A 23593-nucleotide genomic window follows, 5' to 3' on the forward strand; every position below is an offset into this window, starting at 1 on the left:
TAAAACAGGTTCCGGCACATATATTATATTGAGTTATTGAACATAGTCAGGTAGAAATATAGGAGGCTGGTGCTTGGATGAACATTTATAAGGATATAGAAACACGAACCAATGGCGAGATCTATATCGGTGTGGTCGGTCCGGTGCGGACAGGAAAATCGACCTTTATCAAACGGTTTATGGAGCTGATGGTGCTTCCGGCAATCGCAGATGAGAACAACCGGAAGCGTGCAATGGATGAGTTGCCACAGTCGGCTGCCGGGAAAACCGTGATGACGACGGAACCAAAGTTTATACCGAAGGAAGCAGTTGAAGTGCTGTTTGAGGATGGAGTACATTTCAAATGCCGCATGATCGATTGTGTTGGCTACATGGTGCAGGGCGCAGAGGGACATGAGGAGGACGGCAGGGAACGGCTCGTGAAGACACCGTGGTTTGACTATGATATTCCATTTACAAAGGCGGCGGAGATTGGAACGAAGAAGGTCATTTACGATCATTCGACCGTCGGAATCGTTGTCACCTGTGATGATACGATTTCGGAGCTTGACCGCAGTGCATACATACAGCCGGAGACACAGACGATTCAGGAGTTAAAAGCACTTGGCAAGCCATTTATTGTGATCTTAAACACGAGAAAACCTGCCAGCCCGGAGACACTGGAGCTTGCACAGCAGATGGAAGCGGAGTATGGCGTTGGGGTACTGCCAATCAACTGTGACCAGCTTCGAAAACCTGATATCGTACATATCTTTGAAGCTTTGCTTCTGGATTTCCCGGTGACATGCGTGAAGTTCGATATTCCGAAGTGGGTGGAAGCACTCGATATGAAGGATGCAATCAAACAGAAGATTGTGGAGAAAACGAATCAGATTTTCAACCAGATGTATCTGATGAAGGATGCAACAAATTATGCGTTTGTGGAAGACGAATATCTGCAGTCCATCGAGATGCAGGCACTCAACCTGGCAGATGGATCTGTCGAGATCCGTCTGGTATTAAAACCAGAATATTACTATACAATGCTCTCCGAGATTATGGGTGAGCCGATCCGTAATGAATACGATTTCATGAAAGCTGTCAAATCACTTGCAGCGACAAAGTCCCAGTGTGCGAAGGTAAGCACAGCTTTGATGCAGTCATTTAAGACCGGCTATGGATCTGTGACACCGGATGCGGGAGATATCCGGCTGGGTGAACCGGAGATTATCAAGTCCGGCAACAAGTTCGGTGTGAAGCTGACTGCACAGGCACCATCCATCCATCTGATCAAGGCAAATATCACGACCGAGATTGCACCAATCGTTGGCTCTGAGGAACAGGCGAAGGATCTGATTGCGTATATCCATCAGGATGGGGAGAAGCAGGATGATATCTGGGATGTGAATATATTTGGCAAGACAGTGCGTCAGCTTGTCGAGGACGGTCTTTCTGCAAAGGTCAACAAGATTACGCAGGAAAGCCAGCAGAAATTGCAGGATACGATGGAGAAAATCGTCAACGACTCGAACGGCGGAATGGTTTGCATTATTATCTAAAAGATGATAGAATAGCCAAGTATGGACGAAAAATTAGAATTCAAGATCAATCAGTTTGAAGGTCCGCTTGACCTGCTGTTGCATCTGATTGATAAGAACAAATTTAATATATTTGATATTCCAATCGTTGAGATTACTGAGCAGTATCTGGATTACCTGAACCGTATGCAGGAGGAAAATCTTGACGTGATGAGTGAATTCCTTGTGATGGCAGCAACACTGATTTCAATCAAGGCGAAGATGTTACTGCCACGCGAGGAGAAGGAAGAGGAAGAAGAGGAGGATCCGCGTGCTGAGCTTGTGCGTCGCCTGTTGGAATACAAGATGTACAAATATGCGTCGCTGGAATTGAAGGATATGAACCTCGACGCCGGAAAGAACTATTATAAGCCGGCTACAATTCCGAAGGAAGTACTCGAATACAAGGAAGAGATTGATCCGGCAGAGGTGATCGGAGATGTGACACTCGCGAAGTTAAATGAGATATTTACCCAGGTAATGAAGCGTACAGTTGACCGTGTTGACCCGGTGCGTAGTAAATTTGGAACGATTGAGAAGGACGAAGTCCGGATCGAAGACAAGATGGAGGATATCCGGTCGAGCATTCGTGGATTGAAAGGCATTAACTTCAAGACGTTGCTTGAGATACAGGCGACGAAGATTAATATTATTGTGACATTTATGGCGATTTTGGAGCTGATGAAGGTCGGAGATATTACGATCCGGCAGGATGAACTGTTCGGTGATATCATCATTGACTCCCTCGAGACTTAGCGGGGAGTCAGACAGAATACAGATTACGGATATAAGAACGGAGGAACATAGAGTGGAAGAAAGCGTGAAGAAAACAGAAGCTGCAATTGAAGCGGTTCTTTTTTCCATGGGAGATGCAGTAGAATTAAAAGACCTGTCCGATGTTCTGCAGGTGGATACGAAGATACTGCAGAAGATTCTGGATGATATGATGGTTCAGTATGAGGAAGAAGACCGGGGCATCAAAATCGTGAAGCTGGAGAATGCATACCAGCTCTGTACAAAAAATGAATATTATGATATTTTATCCAGCCTGGTCAATATCCCAAAGAAGCACAGTCTGACAGATTCTCTGATGGAGACACTTTCCATCGTGGCATACAAGCAGCCGGTCACGAGACAAGAAATCGAAGCAATCCGTGGCGTGTCATGCGTGCATGCAATTAATCGTCTGGTGGAATACAATCTGATTACGGAAGTGGGAAGACTGGATGCGGTTGGACGACCGATTCTGTTTGGAACAACCGAAGATTTCTTAAGATGTTTTGGTGTTTCTTCGATGGACGAGCTACCGTCGATTACCCCTGACAAAATTGAACGCTTTCGCCAGGAGGCAATGGACGAAGTGAATATCAAAGTAGAAGTATAAAGAAAGATAGAAAAATGGGTATCCGTTAGCAGATACCCATTTATAATATACTGTCGATGTTGATATCGGTCTGCTTCGACAGGTCAATAAAATTATTTTTTGTTTTTACCATCGGTTTGGAGAGGCGGACTTTGTTGATAAAGACGATGTCACCTTCCTCGCCGTTGCTCAGGCGGACTTTACAATTCATGTAGCTGTTTACCACGTGCTCTAAGAAGGTAAGCAGATATTTTGGATTGTATTTTTTTAGTCCGTCTTCCTCAAACATGTTGATGACTTTAAATGGACTGATTGGTCCGCGGTAGACACGTTTTGCCGTCATAGCTTCGTAGATGTCTGCAATTGTGACAATCTGTGCGCACCAGTCAATCTGATTTCCTTTTAATCCAATCGGATAGCCGGATCCATCACATTTCTCGTGATGCATCAAAGCAGCAAATTGGATATGTGGATCAAGCTTGTTTTTCTGTAATAGCTGATAGCCTTTGACCGGGTGGGTTTTGATGATGTCGAACTCATCCTTTGTAAGCTTGCCAGGTTTTTTCAGGATGGCATCCGGAATCAGCAGTTTTCCGATATCATGAAACAGACCGCAGGCGGTGATAAGTTTTTTGTCCTCCCCGGACAACTCCAGCCAGTCGGCAAAGATATTGCAGATGAGAGCGACGTTTAACGAATGGTTGAAGGTCGAATCATCATAATTTTTCATGGTTGAAAGCATCGTGAAGATGCTGAGAGGGGAGTCGTTCAATGCCTTCATTGTCGTCATGGTGTTCTGCAGCATCATATCCACGTCGATAGGAGCATTCTTGTAGACAATATCGTTTAAATGATCGCCCATCTCGGAGATGCTTTTCTCATAGCGATGGACAAACTTTTTGTATTGTGGCTTTTCTTTGATTTTCTCGGCATCCAGCGCAGAGGAGAGATCGTTCTCCTGTGATTTATCAGCAGGCTCCACAATATCGGAGACATCAACAAACACAACATCATTCCCGGAAAGTAACTGGATAATACTTTTCGTAAGCACTGTATCCTTCGGAACGATCAGCTTGCCATTATTGGAATAGGTGTCGGTCAGCGTGACCATGCCCTCTTCTAATTCTGATGTAAAAAGTGTTGCCATATGCATCATCCTTTGTCGAAAATTCTTCTATTTATTTTACAGGATTTCGGAAACGATTTCAATTAGAAAGTCTAACTCGTCACAATTATCCATATAATGGAGTAGATGTCCGTGAAGTGTGATGAGAAAGGAACAGCATGAAGAAATATATTGTATATTTACTGATTATGGTCGCTGTGATCTGTGGCTGCCCGGTTTCCTCCTGTGCGTCGGAAGAGCCAAAACTGTACGCGAAAGCGGCGGTACTGATGGATGGCGATACCGGGCGGGTGTTATATGGAAAAGCATCGGATGAGGTGCTGCCGATGGCAAGTACGACGAAGATTATGACACTGATTCTCGCGCTTGAGTATGGGAATTCGGATGATGTCGTGACCGTGAGCAGCTACGCGGCAAAGATGCCGGATGTGAAGCTTGGACTGCGTGCTGGCGAGGACTACAGGCTTTCGGATCTGCTGTATTCGATGATGCTGGAGAGCCACAATGACAGTGCCTGTGCCGTTGCAGAGCGTATCGGCGGCAGTGTGCAGGAATTTGCTACAATGATGAATCAGAAGGCGGCAGAGATCGGACTTACCTCGACGTATTTTATCACGCCGAACGGACTGGATGCAGAGGACGCGGTCGGGGTACACAGCACGACCGCGGAGGATCTGGCGAAGCTGATGCGGTACTGCGTATTTGTCTCCGAAGAAAAGGAGAAGTTTCAGGAAATCTGCCAGACGCGGCAGTATACATTTACAAGCTGTGATGGGACACGGCAGTTTACAGTTTATAATAAGAACGCCTTGCTCGACCAGATGGACGGCGTGCTCGCCGGGAAGACCGGGTTCACCGGGAATGCCGGATATTGCTATGTATGTGCTGTGACGATACATGGGAAGCATTTTATCGTGGCACTGCTCGCGTGTGGATGGCCGCACAACAAGCACTATAAATGGGTGGATACGAAAGCATTGCTTGCATATGGGGATGAACACTATGAATACAGGGAGATTGAACTTTCCAAGACGCAGATTCCGGCAGTTCCGGTCGCGGATGGATTGGAACCGGCTGTTACAGGTACATGTGAGGGGAAACTGTCAATCCTTCTTTCGGATACTGAGACCGTACAGCAACAGTTTGTCCCGGAAAGCAGATTAACCGCACCGGTCGCAAGGGGGGATACAATCGGCATCCTGCAGGTATCCATCGGGAATACACGACTTGCCGGATATCCGGTGTATGCGGAAGAAACAGTGGACAAAAAAGATTTTTCTTATTATATTGGAGCCGTATTCGATGCATTTTTTTATTGAGAAGTAAGAGACCTTTCCCGATTGGCATGCATATAATAGAGTATCGTAAGGAGGATGTGGCAGAGTATGCGGGATATCATTGTTTTTGGACACGATCCACGCATGGAGAGTGTCGCCGGATATTTTTATCATCTTGGATATGATGTATATGAGAATCCGAAAGAATCGGTTGCGGATGCGTATGTAATCACCGCGCCCAGACTTTCGGAGGCAGAGGAGGACGTTTTGTGCGCGTACATGACGGATGACCAGATCTTATATCACGGTCTGCTGTCAGCGGCATGTCTGCAAAAACTGCAGCAAAAAGGTGTTACCTGTGAACCGTATCTGCAGTTAGAGAAGCTGGTGACAGAGAATGCACAGCTTACTGCACAGGGGATTTTGTCGATTGCCGGAAGAGATGCCGTGCTCTTGGAAAGTCATTGCCTTGTACTTGGATATGGGTATTGCGGAAAAGCAATCGCGGATGCGCTCACAAAAGCCGGGGCACATGTGGATGTTGCAGTCAGACGGAAAGAATTGAAAACCGAAATTGAACAGCATGCATATGGATACCGGAATCTTGCACAGTGGGATCGATATGTTTATGATAAATACAGTTATGTGTTTAACACGATACCGGCGATGGTGCTTGACGCCGGGCGTCTGCAATGGTTTTCCCCGACGATTCTCATTTATGATATAGCGTCAAGTCCGGGAGGAACGGATTTTGCGTATTGTAAGGCGCATGGCATCCGGGCAGATATCTATCTGGGAATTCCCGGAAAGCTGTATCCAAAGGAAGCAGGATATGTAATTGCTTCCGGTATCTACGAGCATGCGTTCGCCATGGAGACTCCTTCGGACTAACAAAAAGGAGCTATAAGGTATGCGGTCAGACTGTCATCTGGGGTTTGCGATTACCGGATCATTTTGTACGTTCGAAAAGATAAAAAAACAGATAGAGCTTCTACGGGATGAGGCGGCGAGTATTACGCCGATTTTTTCACAGCATGCCTATGAACTGGATACGCGTTTTGCAGAGGCGAAGTCCTTTGTGAAAGAAATCGAAACAATCACAGGAAAAAGCGCAATTCATACGATACAGGGTGCGGAGCCGGTCGGCCCGAAAAAATTGTTCGATGCCCTTGTGATTGCACCATGTACAGGAAATACGGCAGCAAAGCTTGCAAATGGAATCACGGATACTCCGGTTTTGATGGCGGCAAAGTCGCATCTTCGGAACGGGCGTCCCGTGATCATTGCCATTTCTACGAACGATGCGTTAGGTATCAATCTGCAGAATATTGGAAAGCTCATGGTGATGAAGCATATCTATTTCGTTCCGTTTGGACAGGACGACGCGGAGAAGAAGCCGAATTCCTGTGTGGCGGATATGACAAAGATTGCAGAGACGGTAGAATATGCACTGGCAAAGGAGCAGATCCAGCCGGTATTATTATAAAAATAGCACCCGATCAGGTAAGATACCTTTTCGGGTGCTATTTGTCTGTCTTTTTATATTTTTTATAACATATACTTTCGCATCCAGTAGTCGACTTGTAACAGGTAGGCGATCATCTGTGGTCCAGCCATGAGCTGTCCGAACCAAGGCTTTCCATATTCCTTTGGTTCGTCGAGGAACTTTAGCACCGCAGGGATGTTCAGATAGCTCCGAAGTGGCGATGCAGTATCGGTAACGACTTCGCGCAGGCGGTTTGCAAGCACGCGCTCGTATTCCGGGTGATAGGTCTTTGGGTAAGGGCTCTTTGGGCGATTCATGATCGTGTCTGGCAGATATTTGGCGGCGCAGGCACGGAGCAGACTTTTTGGGATACCATCCTTTGATTTCATCGACCAGGGAACATTGAATACATAGTCGATGATACGGTAATCGGCGAATGGAACTCTTGCTTCGAGTCCGTGCTGCATGGACGTACGATCCATGCGGTCAAGCAGTGTCTGCATGAACCAGCGGATATTCAGATAAGCAATCTGACGTTTCTTCGTGTCCAGAGGGGATTCTTCCGGGAGAATATCCACTTCGGATAATGTTGTACGGTATGCTTTGTCAATATATTTTTCCATCTGCATGCTGGCAGCAAATTCCGGGTGTAGCAGGGATTTGCGGAAAGAGATATCCATCGTCCACGGGAAGGTGTCTGATTGCAGCATGGCATCACGATGAAACCACGGATAGCCACCGAAGATCTCGTCGGCACATTCTCCGGTCAATGTGACCTTATGATGTTTTGCAACCTCCCCACAGAAATACAGGAGTGACGAATCAACATCAGCCATCGTTGGCAGGCACCGGCTGTCGACGGATGCTTCAAGCAGATCAGCAAGCTTTGTGTAAGAACACGTCAGGTAGATGTGGTTGGAATGCAGGTAGTCTTTCATGATATCGACGTAAGGACGGTCTTCACTCGGCTGGAAGCTGTTTGCCTGAAAATATACTGCGTTGTCGGTATAGTCAAAGGAATAGGTTGTAAGTGGTGTATCATCAGGCAGAAAATGACGGCAAACCGCAGATACATAGGAGGAATCAACACCGCCGGAAAGCAGGGTGGAGATTGGAACGTCAGACACCATCTGCATGCGGATACTGTCTTCAAGCAGGTAAGAAGTTTTTTCAATGGTTTCCTTATAGCTGTCAGTGTGCGGGTGGCTTTCAATACGGTAATAAAGCCGGGAGGTCATGTACTGTGGTGTATAGGTCAGATATTCGCCAGGCTTGATCTCTTTGATTCCGGAGAATACACCTTTGCCGTACGTTTTCGCCGGTCCGAGGGAGAAGATCTCGTTGAAGCTGTTCATATCAATGCACGGACGTATGCGGGGATATTCAAACAGTGTATCGATCCTTGATGCGAACACGAGCGTATCTCCGGTTTTTGTATAATAAAGCGGTTTGACCCCGAAACGGTCACGATAGAGGTAGAGTGTATTTCGCATGCTGTCGTAGATGGCAATTGCGAAGATACCGTTTAATTCCTGCACGAAGCCGGGACCGTAGTGACAAAACGCGGCTACAATGACTTCCGTATCGGAATTTGTTTCAAAGGTATAGTTTTTCTGGAGCAGTGTTTTTTTTACTTCCTTGAAGTTGTAGATCTCACCATTGTATACAATATAGTAAGTGTTTCCATCCTTGGTATAAGACATAGGCTGTCTGCCATTTTCAAGATCAATGATAGACAGGCGTGTGTGCGCAAGGCAGCACGAATTTATGATGGTATGACCGTAGGTGTCTGGCCCGCGGTGATTCATCGTATTGATCATACGGGACAGCGTATGAAAGTTTTGCTTGGGATTTTCCGCATAGTTCTGGTTTGGGTTAAAATAGCCCGCAATGCCACACATACAGATGCTCCTTCACACTTTTTCTTATTATATTCATTTTCTGCATGGTTGTTTCGTATAATGTACAAATTAGAGGCGGACGGAAATTGTAAATATACCGTATGAATTATCTACGACAGTATATTGTTACAATTTCCGGCGTATTCTATCTAAGTTGTACTAGATAGAAACGCAAGAAGGAGAGAAAATGAAGAAAAAGATTATATGTGCGATTCTGACACTGATCATGATGCTTTGCATAGTTTGTCCGGTTGCGTATGCGGACACGGAGGATTCCCTTCAAATCCAGTCGAAATCGGTGCTTTTGATGGAGCTGGAGAGCGGGACGGTACTCTATGAGAAGAATGCGGATGAGATGCTGCGTCCGGCATCTGTGACGAAGGTCATGACGTTGCTTTTGATCTTCGAGGCGTTAGAACGCGGGGATATCGCGCTGGACGATACGGTTGTCGTGACTGAACATGCGGCGTCGATGGGCGGCTCGCAATGCTTCTTCGAGGCAGGCGAGGAGCAGACGGTGCAGGATATGATTAAGTGTATCGAGGTTGCTTCCGGAAATGATGCAGCAGTGGCGATGGCGGAGCATCTGGCAGGCTCTGAGGCAGCGTTCGTCCAGAAGATGAACGAGCGGGCGAAGGAGCTAGGCATGGAGCATACGCATTTTGACAATGCGTGTGGTCTGGAGGTTGAGACACATCTGACATCAGCACGGGATATTGCGATTATGTCAAGACAGCTTTTGTTGTATCACCCGGATATTCTTACATATTCGACAATCTGGATGGATTCTATCACACATAAAACCAGACGGGGGGAATCCCGGTTTGATCTTGCAAACACGAACAAATTCCTGAATCTTTATACTGGGGCAAACGGACTGAAAACCGGATATACCTCGCAGGCAAAATACTGTATGTCTGCAACGGCAACAAGGGATGGCGTGACATTAATAGCTGTCGTGATGGGAGCTGAGACAAAGGAGATTCGAAACAGTGAGGCGATGAAGCTGCTTGATTATGGCTTTGCACAGTGCCGTTCCTATATAGATACTGCGGTTGTGCCGGATAATCTGCAGATTCCGGTGCAAAAGGGAACCTGCAAATCGGTAACAGTAAAACCGGTGGAGCAGCATACGATCACACTTGTGGCAACGAATCCGGATCAGATTGAAAAACAGGTGATCGCTTATAAGGATTTAAAAGCTCCGGTTCATGAAGGAGATGCGGTCGGCGTTGTACAGTATTCGTGTAATGGAACATGTATCAGTGAAGTAATCCTGTATGCGGAGCAGGCAGTGCCAAAGCTTGATATGAAATACAGTCTATCTGAGGTTGCCGGAAGAATATTTATGGCGAAATAACCGGAGATAGGGTATAATAAAATCATGAGTATGAATTTTCAGATAGTCCGTTACAATTTTATCAATCAGAAAGTAAAGAAACCGCTGCGGATTGTGATGATCGCGGATCTGCACAATCAGGTGTATGGATTGGAAAATATAGATCTGCTTTCAGCAATTGATGCGCAGCAACCGGATATGATTCTGCTGCCCGGCGATATGATTGTGTGCCGGAAGAGTGAGCAGAAAAATAACCGGATAACAGCAGATACGATCCGGAAAATGACAGAGATTGCACCAGTGTATTATTCCTATGGAAACCATGAGCGGGGATTGCTGGAGTGTGTGCGTGAAACAGAGGGAATCTGGGAGCAGTACAACAAGTATCTGGAAGGAATACACGATCTACATATGCTGGTAAATACACACGAGGTCTTAGAACCATGGAATGTCTGTATATATGGGCTGGATCTTCCGAGGGGGTATTATAAGCGGATCATCAAAAAACCACTTCGGGAAGCTGCGCTTGTTTCGTTGATTGGAAGGATGCAGCCGGAACGGTGCAACTTTCTGCTTGCACACAATCCGGATTATTTCCGGGCATATTGTGCGCTGCATCCGGATCTGATTGTGTCCGGACATAATCATGGCGGTATGGTGCGGATACCGGGATTTGGAGGTGTGGTTTCTCCACGGTTACATCCGTTTCCAAAGTATGATTATGGTGTGTATGACAGCGGGGATTTGTGTACGAAGATGGTTGTGACCTCAGGTTGTGGCATGCATTCTATTCACATACGGATCAACAACCCTCCGGAGATGGTTGTGATCAATGTAAATAAGATGTAAATTTGTTGCATCAAAGAGGCAATTCTTTCTGCATCTGGTTGCAATCATACAATCTATAAGATATGATACGAACGTACCAATGATACAGAATCAAAAATCTGTATAATAAATAAAAAGGATGTAAGTATGAGCAGGGAAAAAAAGGACAGAGAGGAAATAAAAAATAAGGAAAAAAGTTCCGCGGAAGCAGATAAAATGGAACAGGTGGAAGAATCCAAGGATGCGGATGACAAGTCTGAGAATCTTTATGAGCAGGATCCGTTTATCGACCCTTCTGTGTATCGGTACCGCAGAAAAAAACGGATGATACGCACGGTGACAATCACGGCTGTTGCCGTTTTACTGGCTGTTTACATTGGTGGTGTGATCTTCCATATGCATTGCTTTGGGTTAAATACGACAATCAACGGTAAGAATGTCGCAGGAGAAACTGTAAAATCTGTGGAGAATATGCTGCTTGCTGATGCGCGGAATTATATTCTGGATATCAAGTTCAGGGACAGTGATTTTACGTTTGCATTGGGAGATGCCGATTCAGATGTTATGCTGACAGAATCTGTGGATGCACTGCTAAAGAAGAATTCGCCATTTTTATGGTTTGTAAACAGCTTTTACAGCTATGATTATAAAATTGACTATACTGTGAATTGTGACAGGGAAAAGCTGAAGGCTTGTCTGCAGACGGCGTCAGCCATGAATCCGGCGAAAATGGTTGAATCAAAGGATGCAAAGGTTGTTTTAGAAGATGGTGAGGCAAAAATCATTCCGGAAGAGCTGGGAACGAAACTGGATACAGGAAAAGTATATGACAAGGTATTAAATGCATTGAAAAATTATGATACTTCTCTGGATGTGGAAGCCGCAGAATGTTATATTCCGGCCCGTATTTTAGCAGATTCAAAGTCAATTCTGGAAACAAAGGAGAAGGCGGATGCATTTGTAAATATCGAAGCGGTGTATGATTTTGGCTCCTATACATATACCATCCCCAGGGAAGAATTGACAAAGATGGCATATGTCAGTTCAGATGGCAGTATAAAAATCAGCAGGAGCAATGTTGAGTCGTATGTCGAGAAGTTCAGGGATCGGTTCACGACGGCGGATACCGACCGGGAATTTACGACGCATGACAGGAAGACAATTCTGGTACATGGTGGATATTATGGCTGGGTGATTGATGCGGAGACCGAGGCAGAGGAATTGTATGAGCTGTTGTTAAAGAAAAAAAGCTTTACGAAAGAACCGGCATGCAAACGCCGTGGCTATGCGTTGTGTGATCAGAATGATATTGGTTCCACCTATGTGGAGATTGACTTGACGAACCAACACGTATATTATTATCAAAACGGAAGGTTGAAATGGGATAGCGACTGTGTAACCGGTCAGATGCCGGGACACAAGACACCGGGCGGCCTGTATGGCCTTTCTTATAAGAAGATGCATGCGACTCTGATTGGTGAAGATTATGAGACTCCGGTGACATACTGGATGCCGTTTAATGGTGGTATCGGTCTGCACGACGCGAACTGGCGTGGAAAGTTCGGAGGAGAAATTTATACCTACAGCGGGTCCCATGGCTGTGTGAATCTGCCCGTCGATAAGGCTGCAGAGCTCTATGAGTATGTGGAAGCAGGCATGCCGATCGTGTGCTATTGGAGAGAGGAAGTCACCTTTGTAAATAAATAACAGGATTTGCAGGAGGATGCGAGATGAAAAAAGAGATAACGTATGAAGAGCTGCAAGCAGCGGCCTCCTATGTGCGGGCACGCCTGCCCTATACACCCAAAGTGGCTTTGGTGCTTGGCTCCGGATTAGGGGATTTCGCAGATCGTCTGACGATTGATGCGAAGATTCCATATGGTGAGATACCGCATTTCCCGGTATCGACGGTGGCAGGACATGATGGATGTTTTCTGCTTGGGAAAGTGGAGACGTGCCCAGTGATTATCATGAAGGGGCGCGTACATTATTATGAGGGGTATTCGATGCAGGAGGTCGTGATGCCGGTGCGGGTGATGCGTATGCTTGGTGCGGAGACGTTGATTCTGACGAATGCGGCAGGTGGCATAAATTCATCATATAAGCCGGGAACACTGGTGCGTATCACGGATCAGATTGGATCGTTTGTGCCATCCCCGCTGATCGGAGCAAATATCGAAGCATTTGGTACACGGTTTCCGGATATGAGTCATGTGTATGATGCAGAGCTTGGTGATTGTCTGGATGCAGTTGCGAAAATGCAGGGGATCGAGCTTGAAGAGGGCATTTATTTACAGACAACCGGACCAAATTATGAAACACCTGCGGAGATCCGTATGTTCCGGACACTAGGCGCGGATCTGGTCGGTATGAGTACCGCATGCGAGGCGATGACAGCACGGCATGCAGGTATGAGGATCGTCGGGGTATCGTGTGTGACAAACATGGCGGCAGGCATGAGTACCGGGGAATTAAACCATAAGGAAGTACAGGAAACTGCGGATAAGATTGCAGAAGATTTCCAGACACTGATATACAAATTTATTGCAGAAATAGGATAAGACAAGATTATGGATAGAAAGATTTTTCACAGATTATTTGAAGAACGGATTGTTATGTTAGATGGAGCAACCGGAAGCAACCTGATGCAGGCAGGCATGCCGGTCGGTGTATGCCCGGAGAAATGGATTCTGGAGCATCCGCAGCACCTGATCAAGTTACAGCGTGCATATATCCAGGCAGGAACGAATATTCTGCTTGCACCGACATTTACAGCAAACCGGATCAAGCTTGCAGAGTATCATCTCGAAGATAAGATCCACGAGATGAATATGCAGTTAGTTGATCTGACACGGACGGCGGTTGTACAGGAGAACCATCGTGGATTTATCGCAGGTGATATGACGATGACCGGCAGACAGCTCCAGCCGGTTGGAGATCTGGCGTTTGAAGAGTTGGTGGATGTCTATAAGGAACAGGCACGGATCCTTGTGGAAGCAGGTGTCGATCTGTTCTTTGTTGAGACGATGATGAGTCTTGCAGAGGCGCGAGCATGTGTAATCGCAATTAAGGAAGTATGTGATCTGCCGGTTATGGTCAGCATGACATTTAACAGCGATGGAAAGACACTGTTTGGTTCTACACCGGAGGCATCTGTGATTGTGTTGCAGTCGCTTGGTGTGGATGCAGTCGGTATTAACTGTTCTACCGGACCGAAGGAGATGGAAACACTTGTCAAACGTATGGTACGATACGCGACAATTCCTGTATTTGCAAAGCCCAACAATGGTATGCCGGAGCTGATTGACGGTGAGACAAAATATACAATGACGCCAGAGACATTTGCCGGATATGGTCGTGCGCTGGTGGAAGCCGGAGCCAGAGCAGTTGGTGGCTGCTGTGGTTCGACACCGAAGCACATCGAGATGCTAAAAAAAGCGGTTCGTTCCGTGGAACCGGAGGCAACAAAACCGGTCTGCACACGTGTCCTGTCGAGTGAGAGTGCGGTGCAGGAAATTCATCTCGATGGCAATTTCCTGGTCGTCGGTGAGCGCATCAACCCGACCGGCAAGAAGAAACTGCAGGAGATGCTTCGTGCAGGGAACATGGATCTGGTCGTACAGATGGCAGAGGAGCAGACCGAACGCGGTGCGAAGATTCTGGATATCAACATGGGTATGAATGGTATTGACGAGCTGGAGATGATGAAACGTGCCGTCTACGAAGTGATTTCTGTGACGAATCTTCCGCTGTGTATTGATTCGAGTCACGTAGAGATTATAGAGGCAGCACTCCGGATCTATCCGGGACGGGCGCTTATTAATTCCATTTCGTTGGAAGAAAAGAAATGCCGTCCGCTTATGCGGATTGCGAAGAAATATGGTGCGATGGCGATTTTACTTCCGCTGTCGGATAAGGGATTGCCGGAGAATCTGGAAGAGAAAAAAGAGATTATCCGCCGTCTGCTGGAGATCGCGGACGAGGAAGGCTTGTCGAGGGATTCCCTGATCATTGATGGTCTCGTTGCTACGGTTGGTGCAAACCGGATGGCGGCGCTTGAGACACTCGATACGATTGCGTACTGCAAGAATGATCTGCAGATCCCGACAATCTGCGGTTTGTCGAATATTTCGTTCGGCCTGCCAGAGCGAATCAATGTGAATACTGCATTTTTGACAATGGCAATCGCAAACGGTCTGACCATGGCAATCTGTAATCCGGGACAGGCAATGCTTGTCAATGCGAGTCTGGCGGCAGATCTGCTGCTTGCCAAGGAAGATTCAGACAATATCTACGTAGAAAATGTAGTTGCATTGTCCCAGACGGAACAGACGGCTGCAAAGAATGTGGCAGGTGTATCCGAGGAAGGAAGCCGGGTTTATCATGATGTTGTAAAAGGCAACAAAGGCAGCATTGTGGAGAATGTAAAGAAGGAATTAGAAGCAGGTAAGAATCCACAGGCAATTATCGATGAGGATCTGATTCCGGCAGTTAATAAGGTCGGTGAATTGTTTGAGCAGAAGAAATATTTTCTGCCACAGCTCATCGCGGGTGCGACGGCGATGGATCTTGCTATTGAGTATATTACGCCACTGCTTCATATTGAAGAGAATGCAAAGCCAAAGGGCACTGTCATCATGGCGACGGTGGAGGGCGATATCCATGATATCGGCAAAAACCTTGTTGTATTGATGCTGAAAAACTATGGCTATAAGGTTGTGGATTTAGGAAAAGATGTACCGCTTGACAGGATCATTGCAGCAGCAAAGGCGGAGCAGGCAGATATCATTGGATTATCCGCACTGATGACAACGACGATGATGCGGATGAAGGATGCAGTTGAATACGTGCAGGCAAATCATCTTCCATATAAGGTTATTATCGGAGGTGCTGTTGTATCGCAGAATTTTGCGGATGAGATTGGCGCAGACGGGTATTCTAAGGATGCAAACGAGGCGGTAAAGCTTGTTGACAAACTATTGACAGACAAGTGACAAAGGGTTAAAATAGCACATAATGATTTTTGACGAAATAATAGGAGAAAGGTGGAACATTTTATGAAAAAAATGGTCTTATCCCTTTTGGTAGATAATACATCCGGTGTACTGAGCCGTGTGTCCGGAATGTTTAGCCGTAGAGGATATAATATTGACAGCTTATCAGTTGGTGTGACAGAGAATCCGAGATATTCCCGTATGACGGTAGCCGTGAGCGGAGACGATCGTATCTTGAGCCAGATTAAAAAGCAGCTTTTAAAGCTTGAGGATGTCTGTGAGATCACAGAACTGAAGGATGGAGAGTCTGTTTGCCGTGAACTTCTGCTTGTCAAGATTAAGGCAAGCCTCGAGGAGAGACAGCAGATTATTTCCCTGACAGATGTATTCCGTGCAAAGGTCGTTGATGTATCAACGGATTCCGTTATGATAGAGATTACAGGAAATGTCAACAAGGTTGAAGCATTTATCTCGCTTCTGGATGGGTTCGAGATTTCCGAGATGGTACGTACAGGCTTGACAGGTCTTACAAGAGGCGCTGTAAGCGGAAACTAAGGTCATTACTTACGATTAAGTAGTAACGATAAATATTTTTCACAAAATCAGGAGGATATGATAATGTCAGCAAAGATTTTTTATCAGGAAGATTGTAATTTGTCACTGTTGGATGGCAAGACAATTGCGATCATCGGCTATGGTAGCCAGGGACATGCACATGCTTTGAACTTGAAGGACAGCGGATGCCACGTCATCATCGGTCTTTACGAGGGAAGTAAGTCATGGGCTAAGGCTGAGGCACAGGGATTTGAAGTATATACATCTGCAGAAGCAGCGAAGCGTGCAGATATCATCATGATTCTGATCAACGATGAGTTGCAGGCAGGTCTTTACAAGAACGATATTGAGCCAAATCTTGAGCCAGGCAACATGCTTATGTTTGCACATGGTTTCAATATTCACTTTAACCAGATTATTCCACCTAAGGATGTTGATGTAACAATGATCGCACCGAAGGCACCTGGTCATACAGTACGTAGTGAGTACCAGGCTGGTAAGGGTACACCTTGTCTGATCGCTGTATATCAGGATGCGACAGGTAAGGCACAGGATCTTGCACTTGCTTACGGTCTCGGAATCGGTGGCGCAAGAGCCGGTATCCTTGAGACAACATTCAGAACAGAGACAGAGACAGACCTCTTCGGTGAGCAGGCAGTTCTTTGCGGTGGTGTATGTGCACTTATGCAGGCTGGTTTCGAGACTCTTTGCGAAGCTGGTTATGATCCAAGAAATGCATACTTCGAGTGTATCCATGAGATGAAGCTGATCGTAGATCTGATCTACCAGTCAGGCTTCGCAGGTATGAGATATTCTATTTCTAACACAGCAGAGTATGGTGATTACATCACAGGTCCTAAGATTGTAACAGAAGAGACAAAGAAGACAATGAAGAAGATCCTGAAAGATATTCAGGATGGTACATTTGCAAAAGACTTCCTGCTTGATATGTCATCTGCAGGTGGACAGGCTCACTTCAAGGCTCTTAGAAAGCTTGCTTCTGAGCATCCATCAGAGAAGGTTGGCGAGGAAATTCGTAAGTTATATAGCTGGAATGGTGAAGGAAAGCTGATCGATAACTAAGATACACATTTTGAAGAACCTAGATCCGTTTCGATCTAGGTTCTTTGTTTTTTGTTTATAATAATTAATTCTGACAGGTGGTGTAAGGTATGACATGTTTGGAAGCACAATCAAATATTATGGCATTCATAGAGAAGAAACTTCCGGACGATGTAATCCCGGATTTCGTAAAGCATATGCGGTACTGTAAAAATTGCAGGGAAGAACTGGAGATTTACTATACGTTGATCGTGGGGATGCATCAGGTCGATAATAACCAGGAGCTGTCACAGAATTTTGCAAAGGATCTGGAGAATGAACTGAACCGTCTGGATCACCGAGTGAAACAGGCGAAGCGTTTCAAATTTTCAACATTTGGACTTGTTTTTGGGGCAATCGTTGTTTCTTTGTTTTTCGTATATAATCAATGTCTGGATAAGGTTTATAACATTGAACAACGGATGAAACTGGAAGCACAGGGGGATACTTATTTTTACGATACATTTGGTTCGGAGATGTCCGTTTGCTTAAATGATATTGTACAGGAAGTGCAGGTTGCACAGAAAACGAAGGAATCAACCTTTTATGAGAAGTTACGTGAATATCAAATAACCCACCCGGAAAGTGAGGAGACGGAGAGCGATGAATAAATTATTACTGATTGACGGAAACAGCATCATGAATCGTGCGTTTTATGGTATCCCGGATATGACAACGAATGATGGGAGACATACGAATGCAATTTATGGTTTTTTAAATATAATCCTGAAGATAATCGAGGAAGAACAGGCAACACATATATGTGTTGCCTTTGATTTAAAGAAGAAAACATTTCGACATGAGATGTATGAGGCGTACAAGGGAACCCGGAAAGGTATGCCGGAGGAACTGCATGAGCAGATGCCAAGAATCAAGGAAATCCTGCATGCAATGCATATCAGGATTGTCGAACAGGAAGGCTTTGAGGCAGATGATTTGATCGGAACACTCTCTAAGAAGGGCGAACGAGAAGGGTTTGCCGTTACGATTCTGTCGGGTGACCGGGATTTACTGCAGCTTGCGACAGACACGGTACTTGTGCGTATCCCAAAGACAAAACACGGCAAGACAGAGGTTGAGGATTATTATGCGAAAAACGTACAGGAAACGTACGGTGTAACGCCGTTGATTTTTATAGATATGAAAGGATTGATGGGTGATACATCGGATAATATTCCGGGCGTACCAGGAATCGGCGAGAAGACAGCGGCGAAGCTTCTGGCAGAGTATGGTGATTTAGATGGAGTCTACGCAGCGGTAGACAGTATGAAGGCAAGCAAGATGAAGCAAAACCTGATCGAGAATAAAGATCTGGCGTATCTGTCCAAGACGCTTGCCACGATTAAACTTGACTGTCCGATTCCGTTTGAGTTTTCTGAGGCAGCGTATCACGATCCGTTTAATGCGGAGGCGTATACGTTATTTGAGGACCTGGAGTTAAAGAGCTTTTATAAGCGGTTTTTGGTCGAGAAGAAGGAAGAACTGACCTTCGAGACGATACTAATTGATGAGATCGACAGCTACAATGCCCTGCTTGGAAAGCTGCAAAAGGCAAAGGAGGTTTCCTTTGCGTGGATTACACAGGATCATGAAGCCCTTGGCGTCGCGGTCTGTATGGATTTGGAACATGTGTATCTGATACGGTTTATGATGTTTATCACGGAGGCGATGGTTGCAGACAATCTGCTTGCACTGAGACGGGATTATCAGGTGCAGTTAGCGTGCATGCATGTGAAGAGATTGCTTCCGTTTCTGGATTTTCATGAGGAGGATGCGGTATTTGACGCAGGACTTGCGGCATATCTGTTACAGCCAAACCAGTCGGAGTATGAATACGATACGCTTGCAAAGGTGTATCTGGATCTGACACTTCCATCAGAGAAGGAAGTGCTTGGCAAGGAAAAACTTGGATATTTTTCCTTTGAGGATGCAAAACTGCAAAAATGGATGGCATATCAGGCAATCGTGCCATATAAGGTAACGGCTGTTTTGCGTGAGAACTTAAAACAGACAGGAATGGAAACACTCTATGATGAAATGGAGCTTCCTTGCCTGTACGCATTATTCGAGATGGAGAAAAATGGTATCCGCGTCGATGGCGAGGCATTGCATCAATATGGGGAGAAGCTCCGCACGCGGATTGAGGAGCTTACATCAGAAATCCATGCAATGGCCGGGGAAGAATTCAATATTAATTCTACAAAGAAGCTTGGAGAAATTTTGTTTGAAAAGCTGGGATTAAAGAATGGAAAGAAAACAAAAACCGGGTATTCGACGAGTGCGGAGGTGTTAGAAAAGCTTACAAATGCACATCCGATCATACCGAAGATCTTGGAATACCGTCAGCTTACGAAGCTGAACTCGACCTATGCAGAGGGACTGGCTGGCTATATCCGTGCAGACGGACGGATTCATGGTAAGTTCCATCAGACGGTAACCGTGACCGGACGTATCAGCTCCGCTGATCCGAATCTGCAGAATATCCCGACGCGTATGCCCCTTGGCAGGGAAATCCGTAAGGTATTTATCCCGGAGGAGGGATCGGTGTTTGTCGATGCCGATTATTCTCAGATCGAACTGCGTGTGCTTGCACATATGTCCGGGGATGCGGCTTTGATTGCAGCATATCAGGCGGATGAGGATATTCATGCGATCACGGCATCACAGGTATTCGATGTACCACTCGATCAGGTGGATAGCACACTTCGTCGGAAGGCAAAGGCGGTGAATTTCGGAATTGTTTACGGTATCAGTTCTTTTGGCTTAGGACAGGATCTTGATATCTCCAGAAAAGAGGCAGAGGGCTATATCGAGAAGTATTTTGCAACCTACGGGAAGGTTAAGGAATTCTTAGACCGTACGGTGGAGGATGCAAAGAAAAATGGCTATACTGTCACGATGTTTGGACGGAGACGTCCGATTCCAGAACTTGCTTCTTCGAATTTTATGACACGTAGCTTTGGTGAGCGTGCGGCAATGAATGCGCCGGTACAGGGAACAGCGGCAGATATCATTAAAATCGCAATGGTGCGCGTCAATCGCCGGCTGAAGGAAGAACATTTGCAGTCAAGGCTTGTCCTTCAGATCCACGATGAGTTGATCATAGAGACAAAAAAGGAAGAATTAGAGACAGTACAGAAGCTTCTGGTGGATGAAATGACACACGCGGCAGAACTTTCCGTGCCACTTCTTGTAGATGCAAATGTCGGAAACAGCTGGTATGATGCAAAGTAAAACTAGGTATGTACAGACAGGGGATAAATGATAGTATAACGGAATAGTCACAGGAGATTCAGAATGCTGATATTGGGAATTACCGGAGGCGTTGGCTCTGGAAAAAGTAAAATATTATATGACTTGTCCAATCTTTATGGAGCATATATTGTTGAGACGGATAAGCTTGCACATATGCTGATGGAACCGGGACAGGCGGTATATGAGGCTATTGTGAAAGCATTTGGCAAGGAAATTTTGCAGCCGGAGACACCGCATACGATCGACCGGGCAAAATTCGCACAGATTGTATTTGCAGACAAGGAAAAACTTTCACAGCTGAATGCACTTACACATCCGGCAGTAAAAGCATGGATCCGAAACGATATCGAAGAAAAACGAAAACAGGGTGTGAAGATCTATGTGATTGAGGCGGCGCTTCTGATTCAGGATGGATATAAGGAAATCTGCGATGAGATCTGGTATATCTATGTGGATGAAGAGACACGTATCAAACGACTGATGAAACAGCGAGGCTATACCGAGGAACGCTGCCAGGCAATGTTTCGTAGTCAGGAGCCGGAGGCGTACTATAGAAAATATGCAGATTTCACTATAAATAATCAATTAGACTATGAAAATTCATCAAAACAACTAAAAGATAGGTTGAATATCTTACTTGGAGATGCTATAATTTTAACTAATCATGGCAAAAAAGATTAATTTCAGGAGGAAACAGGCGTGGCAACAGTGAAATATCCGGAACCTTTAATATTTGGACTGGACATCGGTACGCGAAGCATTGTCGGTACAGTCGGATACAGAGAACAGGAGCGGTTTCATGTAGTTGCGATGGCTGTCAAATATCATGATACCCGTTCTATGATTGATGGACAGATTCATGATATAGCAAAAGTCAGTCAGGATATTACCGAAGTAAAACAGCAGTTAGAGAAACAATTAGGCGGACGAAAGCTGCATGATGTATGCATTGCGGCGGCTGGTCGTGTTTTAAAGACTGCAATTGGACACGGGGAATATGAATTCTCTGAGAATACGGTTATTACACAGGAATATATCCATTCAATCGATCTGATCGGTGTGGAGCAGGCACACAATGAGATCCTGCGGGAATTAAATGAGAGCCATGAGACAACGAAATATTTCTGTGTTGGTTATACGGTTGTGAAATATTTCCTGAATAATTACGAGATCACGAATCTGGAAGGGCACAAGGGAACAAAGATTGCGGCAGATGTGCTTGCGACATTTCTCCCGGAAGAGGTAGTGGACAGTCTGTATGCAGCAGTGGAACAGGCTGGTTTGTATGTATCAAACCTTACGCTGGAGCCAATTGCAGCGATGACGGTGGCGATTCCGGAGCAGTACCGCCTTTTGAATATTGCACTGATCGATATTGGAGCCGGAACATCGGATATCTGTATCACAAAGGACGGAAGTGTGATCGCGTATGGTATGATCCCGGCAGCCGGAGACGAGCTGACCGAGGCACTGGTAAAGAAATATCTGATTGATTTCCAGACTGCAGAGAAGTTAAAGACGGTCAGTGCGCGTCGGAAATCAGTTACATATAAGGATATCATGGGAATCTCCCACAAGATTACTCCGGAGGAAATCTATCGGACAACCGAGGAGGTAAAAACGGGAATCTCGAAAAAAATTACAGACAAGATTATAGAATTAAATGGTGGAACAAGCGTCAGCGCTGTGTTTGTAGTTGGTGGTGGCGGTAAACTGCCGGGATTTACGGATACGCTGGCAGAAAATCTGAATCTTCCGGCAGAACGAGTGGCTCTGCGCGGTGAAGAAGTGATGAATACAATTGATTTTCAGGTGGAGGGAATCAAAAAAGATCCACTCTATGTGACACCGATTGGTATCTGCCTGAACTTCTTTGATCAGAAGAACAACTTCATCTTTGTCAATGTGAATGGCGAACGTGTGAAGCTGTATAATAATGACAAACTGACAATCTTTGATGCTGCAGTCCAATATGGTATTCCAAACGAGGATATCTTCCCGAAACGGGGTGACGATATCACGTTTAAGATAAATGAGAAGACGCGGATTGTACGTGGATACAGCGGGGAAGCTGCGCTAATCACACAGAACGGAAAAACCACCGGCATGAATGCTGTGATCGAAGCGAATGACAATATCCGGATTCAGCCTTCCACGAAAGGAAAATCAGCGGAAATAGAATTATCGTCTCTGCCGGAGTATGCAGGTATGCTCACTTTCAAGGTAAATGGAAATGAGGTATCCTGCCCGAAATTTGCAACGGTAAATGGCGAATTTGCATCGTCCATGTATCGGATTCAGGACGGTGATGATGTCTGCATGCGCAATTATTATACTGTTGGACAGTTGCGCACGTTTATGGACCTGACAACAGATTTTTATGCGTATGTGAACCATCAGATCGCGGATGAAGATGAGAAGATCTATGAGAATTTTGAGGTGGAGTTTGTCACGCGCAAGGAAGAGACACCAATCATTCCGGATGATGAGATTGTAGAAGCCGTAGAGGAAGCAGCCGCCACAGAATCGGAGACGGCAGAAGCCGGAAAAACAGTGACAGAACAGACAGATGTGTCACAACCCCGGCCAGCAGCGGATGTAAACCGTGCAATCACGGTTGTTGTGAACAAAACGCCTGTAACTCTGACAGGAAAACAGAGTTACACTTTTGTGGATATTCTGGATGTATATCCATTTGATCTTTCTACGATGCGTGGAAAGCGGCTTGTCACAAATGTAAATGGTGTACATGCAGAATTTATACAGCCAATCGATGAAGGGGCAGTGATTGATATTTATTGGGAGAACTAGA

General features: G+C 45.7%; 19 protein-coding genes. 17 read left to right on the forward strand and 2 right to left on the reverse strand.

The annotated features are described in order from the left end of the window. Window positions 1-77 precede the first annotated feature (77 nt). Genes spoIVA through scpB form a run of 3 tightly spaced genes read left to right on the forward strand, consistent with a single transcriptional unit; the run spans window position 78 to window position 2940 of the window. Window positions 78-1538 carry a stage IV sporulation protein A gene (gene spoIVA, locus ACZQK9_RS01850; protein ID WP_216506728.1) on the forward strand — a complete coding sequence of 487 codons (1461 nt, stop codon included), beginning with the start codon at window positions 78-80 and terminating at the stop codon, window positions 1536-1538. A 21-nt stretch (window positions 1539-1559) separates the two neighbouring features. Then, window positions 1560-2312, forward strand: a complete 753-nt coding sequence (locus ACZQK9_RS01855) for a segregation and condensation protein A (protein WP_178016721.1) — start codon at window positions 1560-1562, stop codon at window positions 2310-2312. 52 nt (window positions 2313-2364) lie between these two features. After that, the gene (scpB, locus tag ACZQK9_RS01860) at window positions 2365-2940 is read left to right on the forward strand and encodes an SMC-Scp complex subunit ScpB (protein ID WP_177983223.1); all 576 of its coding nucleotides are present in this window, start codon (window positions 2365-2367) and stop codon (window positions 2938-2940) included. 40 nt (window positions 2941-2980) lie between these two features. Here the strand turns inward: scpB and ACZQK9_RS01865 are convergent, their stop codons facing one another. After that, window positions 2981-4066 (reverse strand): HD-GYP domain-containing protein, encoded by a 1086-nt coding sequence (locus ACZQK9_RS01865; RefSeq protein ID WP_177983221.1) that lies wholly within the window; start codon window positions 4064-4066, stop codon window positions 2981-2983. 137 nt (window positions 4067-4203) lie between these two features. Here ACZQK9_RS01865 and ACZQK9_RS01870 point away from each other — a divergent pair, with 137 nt between their 5' ends. The 3 genes from ACZQK9_RS01870 (at window position 4204) to ACZQK9_RS01880 (ending at window position 6808) form a co-directional block, all read left to right on the forward strand. Next, complete coding sequence (locus tag ACZQK9_RS01870) at window positions 4204-5364, forward strand: D-alanyl-D-alanine carboxypeptidase family protein (RefSeq protein ID WP_483269428.1); 1161 nt, start codon at window positions 4204-4206, stop codon at window positions 5362-5364. A 66-nt stretch (window positions 5365-5430) separates the two neighbouring features. Next, entirely contained in the window at window positions 5431-6213 is a 783-nt protein-coding gene (locus ACZQK9_RS01875) for a hypothetical protein (RefSeq protein WP_483269429.1), read from the forward strand. 19 nt (window positions 6214-6232) lie between these two features. Beyond that, the gene (locus tag ACZQK9_RS01880; protein WP_177983215.1) at window positions 6233-6808 is read left to right on the forward strand and encodes a dipicolinate synthase subunit B; all 576 of its coding nucleotides are present in this window, start codon (window positions 6233-6235) and stop codon (window positions 6806-6808) included. A 62-nt stretch (window positions 6809-6870) separates the two neighbouring features. Here ACZQK9_RS01880 and asnB read toward each other — a convergent pair whose 3' ends face one another. Next, window positions 6871-8709 carry an asparagine synthase (glutamine-hydrolyzing) gene (asnB, locus tag ACZQK9_RS01885; protein WP_483269430.1) on the reverse strand — a complete coding sequence of 613 codons (1839 nt, stop codon included), beginning with the start codon at window positions 8707-8709 and terminating at the stop codon, window positions 6871-6873. Between the two features lie 187 nt (window positions 8710-8896). Between asnB and ACZQK9_RS01890 the strand changes: the two genes are divergently transcribed. The 11 genes from ACZQK9_RS01890 (at window position 8897) to ACZQK9_RS01940 (ending at window position 23592) form a co-directional block, all read left to right on the forward strand. Continuing rightward, window positions 8897-10069: a D-alanyl-D-alanine carboxypeptidase family protein gene (locus tag ACZQK9_RS01890; RefSeq protein ID WP_178016724.1), complete on the forward strand. Its 1173-nt coding sequence runs from the start codon at window positions 8897-8899 to the stop codon at window positions 10067-10069. A gap of 30 nt (window positions 10070-10099) precedes the next feature. Then, complete coding sequence (locus tag ACZQK9_RS01895) at window positions 10100-10897, forward strand: metallophosphoesterase (RefSeq protein ID WP_178016725.1); 798 nt, start codon at window positions 10100-10102, stop codon at window positions 10895-10897. A 126-nt stretch (window positions 10898-11023) separates the two neighbouring features. Beyond that, window positions 11024-12583 carry a L,D-transpeptidase gene (locus ACZQK9_RS01900; RefSeq protein ID WP_483269431.1) on the forward strand — a complete coding sequence of 520 codons (1560 nt, stop codon included), beginning with the start codon at window positions 11024-11026 and terminating at the stop codon, window positions 12581-12583. 23 nt (window positions 12584-12606) lie between these two features. After that, on the forward strand, window positions 12607-13437 hold the full coding sequence (locus ACZQK9_RS01905) for a purine-nucleoside phosphorylase (RefSeq protein ID WP_483269432.1): 831 nt from the start codon (window positions 12607-12609) through the stop codon (window positions 13435-13437). Window positions 13438-13446: 9 nt separating this feature from the next. Continuing rightward, window positions 13447-15870 carry a homocysteine S-methyltransferase family protein gene (locus ACZQK9_RS01910; RefSeq protein ID WP_483269433.1) on the forward strand — a complete coding sequence of 808 codons (2424 nt, stop codon included), beginning with the start codon at window positions 13447-13449 and terminating at the stop codon, window positions 15868-15870. A 63-nt stretch (window positions 15871-15933) separates the two neighbouring features. Continuing rightward, the gene (gene ilvN / locus ACZQK9_RS01915; protein ID WP_177986767.1) at window positions 15934-16425 is read left to right on the forward strand and encodes an acetolactate synthase small subunit; all 492 of its coding nucleotides are present in this window, start codon (window positions 15934-15936) and stop codon (window positions 16423-16425) included. Window positions 16426-16488: 63 nt separating this feature from the next. Next, the gene (gene ilvC / locus ACZQK9_RS01920; RefSeq protein ID WP_021985583.1) at window positions 16489-17508 is read left to right on the forward strand and encodes a ketol-acid reductoisomerase; all 1020 of its coding nucleotides are present in this window, start codon (window positions 16489-16491) and stop codon (window positions 17506-17508) included. An 89-nt stretch (window positions 17509-17597) separates the two neighbouring features. Further along, on the forward strand, window positions 17598-18137 hold the full coding sequence (locus tag ACZQK9_RS01925) for a zf-HC2 domain-containing protein (RefSeq protein WP_178016728.1): 540 nt from the start codon (window positions 17598-17600) through the stop codon (window positions 18135-18137). Continuing rightward, window positions 18130-20760, forward strand: a complete 2631-nt coding sequence (gene polA / locus ACZQK9_RS01930) for a DNA polymerase I (RefSeq protein ID WP_178016729.1) — start codon at window positions 18130-18132, stop codon at window positions 20758-20760. The genes ACZQK9_RS01925 and polA overlap by 8 nt, the downstream gene beginning before the upstream one ends. A gap of 63 nt (window positions 20761-20823) precedes the next feature. Beyond that, window positions 20824-21462, forward strand: coding sequence for a dephospho-CoA kinase (gene coaE / locus ACZQK9_RS01935; RefSeq protein WP_216506713.1), 639 nt, complete (start codon window positions 20824-20826; stop codon window positions 21460-21462). An 18-nt stretch (window positions 21463-21480) separates the two neighbouring features. After that, on the forward strand, window positions 21481-23592 hold the full coding sequence (locus tag ACZQK9_RS01940; protein ID WP_483269434.1) for a cell division FtsA domain-containing protein: 2112 nt from the start codon (window positions 21481-21483) through the stop codon (window positions 23590-23592). The last annotated feature ends 1 nt before the right edge of the window (window position 23593 follow it).

This window comes from Wujia sp., assembly GCF_056872695.1.